The following is a 5108-nucleotide window of genomic DNA, read 5'->3' on the forward strand; positions in this document are numbered from 1 at the left end:
GCATATGAACCAGGAGCCAAATTAACAACTAAACGAGCAACACCATCAGCATCAGTCACACGATTATAAACCTTACCATAAATACCAACTTTAATAGCAGCACCCGCAATAGGATTAACACCATCAGTCAAAGTAACAACCCAAGCAGAACCATCCTTATAAGACATGACAAGATTATCACCAGACAAAACAGAATCAGATTTAACGACATCTAATACGATTGTATATTCGGCATTTTCTATTGATGCAGTAACACTAGCATCACCTACACTATTCGGAGTATATACTACAGAATCGCCTAAAACAATAGTCTCCTTATCAACATCACCATTAGTAGCAGCAACAGTTAAATTAACGACAGGCAATTTGCTGTTGTCATAATCAGATACTTCTGTAGAATCATATGAATAAAGTTTAAATAATATATCGGATGATTCAGAAATTGAAATTGAAGCAGAATCTGCTGTTGCATTTAAAAACAACCAAGTAGTTATTCCTGTATTATTGGTTCCTGGCGCCATATCATAATTGGTTGCATTATTTCCAAACCAATTGTAATCCACATTGGAAGTGGAATCATTTTCATAGAAACTAATTGCAAGGCCCTCATTGTTCAGGAAAATATTGTCATTAATTGTTAAGTTTTGACCCTGAAGTGTACCATGACTTCTCAAATTCAAGAAATAGATAACACCATCATCTTCAGCACTGTTATTCACAAAAACACAACCAGAAACAACACCATTATCCTTTTGCCAATAAATAGCACCGCCAGACTTAGCAGAATTATTTACAAAACTACAGCCAGAAACAACACCATTATCATTATTCCAATGTATAGCGCCACCACTGCGCTTAGCAAAATTATTCACAAAACTACTATCAGAAACATGACCATTAGTACCCATCCAACAGATAGCACCACCACTATTTAAATTAAAATCACCAGAAGCAACGTTTGGTAAAATTACAATTTATAACATTACCTGCACCATTAATGAAGTAAATCGCACCACCACCATTTATAAGGCTAGAAACAGTGTTATTAACGAAATTACAATTCATCACATTAGAAGTAGCATTAAAGCAGATTGCACCTCCACCGGAGTAAGTTCCGGAAGCTGTGTTATTAGTAAAATTACAATTTTCAACAAAACCGGTTTTATTAAAGAAAATTGCGGCACCACTTTTCTCTGCATTAGCGTTTATGATGTTTAGATTTTTAATTGTTACGTTAGAAGCTGTTACACTGAATGCTTGAATAAGTGATCCGGCCATATCAATAATGGCACCATTACCATCAATAACACTATCATCAGTAGTGATTTCAATAGTATCTCCCTCATCATATGTGTAATAATCATAGTTTAACTTAATATTTCCTCCAGAACCTATCTCACTAGACAGCCCTGAATATGTACTTTGAGTAGCACTTAATTCATCCAAATCATTTTCCGCACCCACACTTTCATCAGCAACACTATCAGACAATATTTCCTCATCTGCTGCAGTAAGTGCAGGTTCATTATCTTCAACCGTTATCGGGTTTTCATCAACTAATTCAGTTACTGCATCCTCTTGGCTGGCCACAGCCATATCATTCACATCACTAGCACATACACCAGCAATGCTTATGAGAAAAACAGCAAGAATCAATATGAACATACTCTTTTTGAATTTCATTTTCATCCATCTCTCAAAAAAAAAATATCATTTAATAATATACTTAAAAATCTATAAATAACATATAAAAACATATTCATCACTAAACAAAATAACAAAAAAATGAACAGTTGAAACATAATCATCTTAAAATAGTTATTTTGAAAAATCAAAAATTGCAAAACAGCACAAGTCATATAAATATAACATAATTATTCTAAAAATTATGCAAAAAAAATAAACATTTTTAAGAATATATCTAAATATGAACAAAAATACTAAATTAAAGAAAATAATGAAAATTTTTCTCCATTTATTGATTTAACTAAACATTTCCATAAAAAAATAGAGCATGAAAAGCATATTGAACACCTCACTAAATTATTGAACATTCAATCAACTTAACAGACTACCAGAGACATCCCTGAATATGTAACTGGATTAGCACTTACTTCATCCAAATCATTTTCTCCCCCCCCCTTTCATCATCAACATTATCAGATATTCCTTAATGTAAAAAAGATATGCCTAATTGTTTTATATATCACATTAAATAAAATCAATTAATGAGCAATATGATTATTGAAGATTCCAAATTAGGTTATAGAAAACATGTTTTGGAGGAGTTCGAATTTGAAAACGGCCATGTTCTTCAAGATGTTGAAGTGGAATATACCACCCGCGGTACTCCAAGATATGATGAAGAAGGCAATATCATCAACGCAATCATCTATTGCCATAGATTCAATGGAAATTGCTTATCCATTGAAGATCTCAATCAGCTGCTCGGTCCAAGAAGCATGTTAGCGGACTTTAACTTTTTTTACATATCAATTACTTCATTGGGTTTTCCCGAATCATGTTCACCGTCTACAACTAAATTAAAATTTGATTTTCCAAAATACTCAATTAAGGATTGTGTGAATTTCAAAAGAAAATTTTTAACTGAGGTATTTAATATAAACAATATCCTTGGTATATTAGGGGTTGGAACAGGAGGTTATGAAGCCTTTACTTGGGGATGTGAATATCCAGATGAAATGGAATTTTTAATTATAGGCAGCAGCTCTTTTAAAACAAATGGTTATCGCTACATTATGTCCAAAGCCATAGGCAATTTAATTGAGTCATCAGATGCGTATTTAGATACCGTTTATAGTGACCAGTTATCTAAACTTATGTTTTCAATTAATGCATTAATTTATACCCAATATTTTTCCAAAAGAGCATTTCAAAATTTTTCTCGCGAAGATCTTGATATGCTTATGGATACTTTTATTGAGGAAGGCTCCAGCGAAGACATATATGATTTCAAATATAGAAATGACGCCACATTAAATTATGATGTGGAAGATAAATTATCCAATATTAAAGCGAAAACATTGATTGTCAGCACTTCCGAAGAGATTTACTATTCACCTGAATTTGACACATATCCTCTTAAAGATAAAATTGAAAACCTAGAAATCTATATTTTTGATGCTCAGGACTTTGTTTACAATTATGACTATTCACTATTTGTAAATCTGTTTAGGGAATTTTTAGAAGAATTTAAAGAATAGACTACCACGTTAAAAAAAAAAGCATATGCAAATCATATGGTGATTAGAAATATTAAATAGTCATGTTCTTAAAAGTCAGGATGCCGGCTGATTATTAAAAATAATTGAGTCTAAAATTAATTTCTGAGAATATAAACTCCAGTCAAAAAACTCCAAATAATCATGGTGTATACGGAGAGCCTTTCAAACACAGGCATGTAGACATTTTCCATGCTGAAAAACATTATCCAAAATGCAATCAAACCGATTATGCCTAAAACCAATGTTATCTTTTGATAGATTCCAAATTCCTGCATTGACCTTGAAACAAGAATTAAAAGAATATTTCCACCTAAAATAGCCATCATGGCCCCTAACATATGATAACCGAGGGTAAACGGATTTCCGCCATGAATCAGACCAACAATAATAACTCCAATGCCCGTAATCAATGTTAAGATATAAAAAATAACCTTATTTTTAACAATGCAATCTTTAAACTTGTAAAAATTGCCAAAAATAAGAGCCAAACCAATTAATATAAAAGCGGAATTCATCAGCCAGAACAATGGTGAGTTTCCATTCGGAATTCCCAGCTCGGAAATGGTGTGAAAAATGTAGGTGCTGAAAATGGAAGCATTGAAAAAAGCTGCGGAAATAGCTTCAGCTAAAATATAGTATACGCTACCAACAATGAAGACAATTCCTGCAACCTTGCTTCTCATAATCTAAATTCCAAATTTTTTATTGAAGTATTTTTCTTTCAAATCAAAGTTAAGCTCTTCGATTTTGTCGCCCGCATCCACTTCATCTGCAAGTGAGAAAGCCTTTAGCAATATTTTATATGCTGTCTTTTTAGGCACGGTAGTATTTCTGATATTTGATTTTGCCCAAATTCTGTCAAACCTTTTCTTTAGACTACCCAAATCCAATTCTTCAGTAACATTTTTCATATTAACAATATTTGCATAACTAACAACATCATATTTTGCATAAGTTTGTGCATCCATAACTATCGGATTCAATCCTAAAATGAAGCGTTGCAAATCATAATCCATGAATGATTCATAATCATTATCATATGCAAACACATGCGCCTTTGCAGAAAGCGCATCTATGAATACTACAAATTGATTTGCCATCAATGCTTTTGAGATGATTTCATCACAGAAATTATGTGCGGTTTGAATCATGTCTTCAGATGAATTGCTGACATATGTTTCATAATCATCAAAGCGAAACATTACAAGCGCAAACATGTAAAGATCAATCCACTGATTATCATAAATGAATTTTAAAGCTTTATCTGTTAATTTTAAATCATAAGATGTTTCATCATCAACAGGTTCGATTTCGCCAGAACTTCCATTTAACACAGGCAAAACTCTTTCAACCAACTCCTGTTTTTTGCCTGAAACCTTTAAACCGTTTTCTCTTAGAATATCTTTTAGTTCTGCAACAGTGTATTTTTTGGATATCTCTTCAGCGGTCAATTCTTCACCGGTTGAATCCTTTGCTTCGAATTCACCTTCAAGATATCCTTCATCAACCAAATATTTAATGCAATCCTGTGCTGAAGGAAAAGTACCAAAAGGCCCTTTCTTTAAAACATCTTCAAGTTTATTACCTTTATTTAAAAAATCCAAAACGTTAAAAATCTCTAATTTCTGTTCACTCACTTAAACACCCTTAACAATATTTAAAGTCATAATTAAACTTCCAATAAAGGAAGCGCATTAATAGTAATTCATTCCTAAAACTTGTTTACTATAACATTTACATTATTTCTCTTTTAGTTAATTTAATATTTTCCTTGAAAGGGAGTCCGCCAAAATTGATTTTTGATTTTTTGTCAAAAAATTTTTAGGCTTAATTTCAATTATTTTTCGTATATTCAAACTAATT

General features: G+C 32.0%; 5 protein-coding genes. 1 reads left to right on the forward strand and 4 read right to left on the reverse strand.

Annotation, left to right across the window (positions count from 1 at the left end; all coding sequences use genetic code 11):
* Together ACJROP_RS09070 and ACJROP_RS09075 are read right to left on the reverse strand one after the other, a co-directional pair.
* Positions 1–908: right-handed parallel beta-helix repeat-containing protein (locus ACJROP_RS09070; protein WP_406535152.1), on the reverse strand; the 908-nt coding region annotated here is incomplete at its 3' end.
* 34 nt (positions 909–942) lie between these two features.
* Positions 943–1683, reverse strand: a complete 741-nt coding sequence (locus ACJROP_RS09075; RefSeq protein WP_406535153.1) for a hypothetical protein — start codon at positions 1681–1683, stop codon at positions 943–945.
* 545 nt (positions 1684–2228) lie between these two features.
* Here ACJROP_RS09075 and ACJROP_RS09080 point away from each other — a divergent pair.
* On the forward strand, positions 2229–3224 hold the full coding sequence (locus ACJROP_RS09080; protein ID WP_406535154.1) for a homoserine acetyltransferase: 996 nt from the start codon (positions 2229–2231) through the stop codon (positions 3222–3224).
* 116 nt (positions 3225–3340) lie between these two features.
* On the opposite strand, the gene ACJROP_RS09085 is transcribed toward ACJROP_RS09080, so the two are convergent.
* Together ACJROP_RS09085 and ACJROP_RS09090 are read right to left on the reverse strand one after the other, a co-directional pair.
* On the reverse strand, positions 3341–3928 hold the full coding sequence (locus ACJROP_RS09085; protein WP_406535155.1) for a DUF998 domain-containing protein: 588 nt from the start codon (positions 3926–3928) through the stop codon (positions 3341–3343).
* 3 nt (positions 3929–3931) lie between these two features.
* On the reverse strand, positions 3932–4882 hold the full coding sequence (locus ACJROP_RS09090; RefSeq protein ID WP_406535156.1) for an SAP domain-containing protein: 951 nt from the start codon (positions 4880–4882) through the stop codon (positions 3932–3934).
* Between the last annotated feature and the right edge of the window lie 226 nt (positions 4883–5108).

This window comes from Methanobrevibacter sp. (assembly GCF_045220775.1).
Taxonomy (GTDB): Archaea; Methanobacteriota; Methanobacteria; order Methanobacteriales; family Methanobacteriaceae; genus Methanocatella.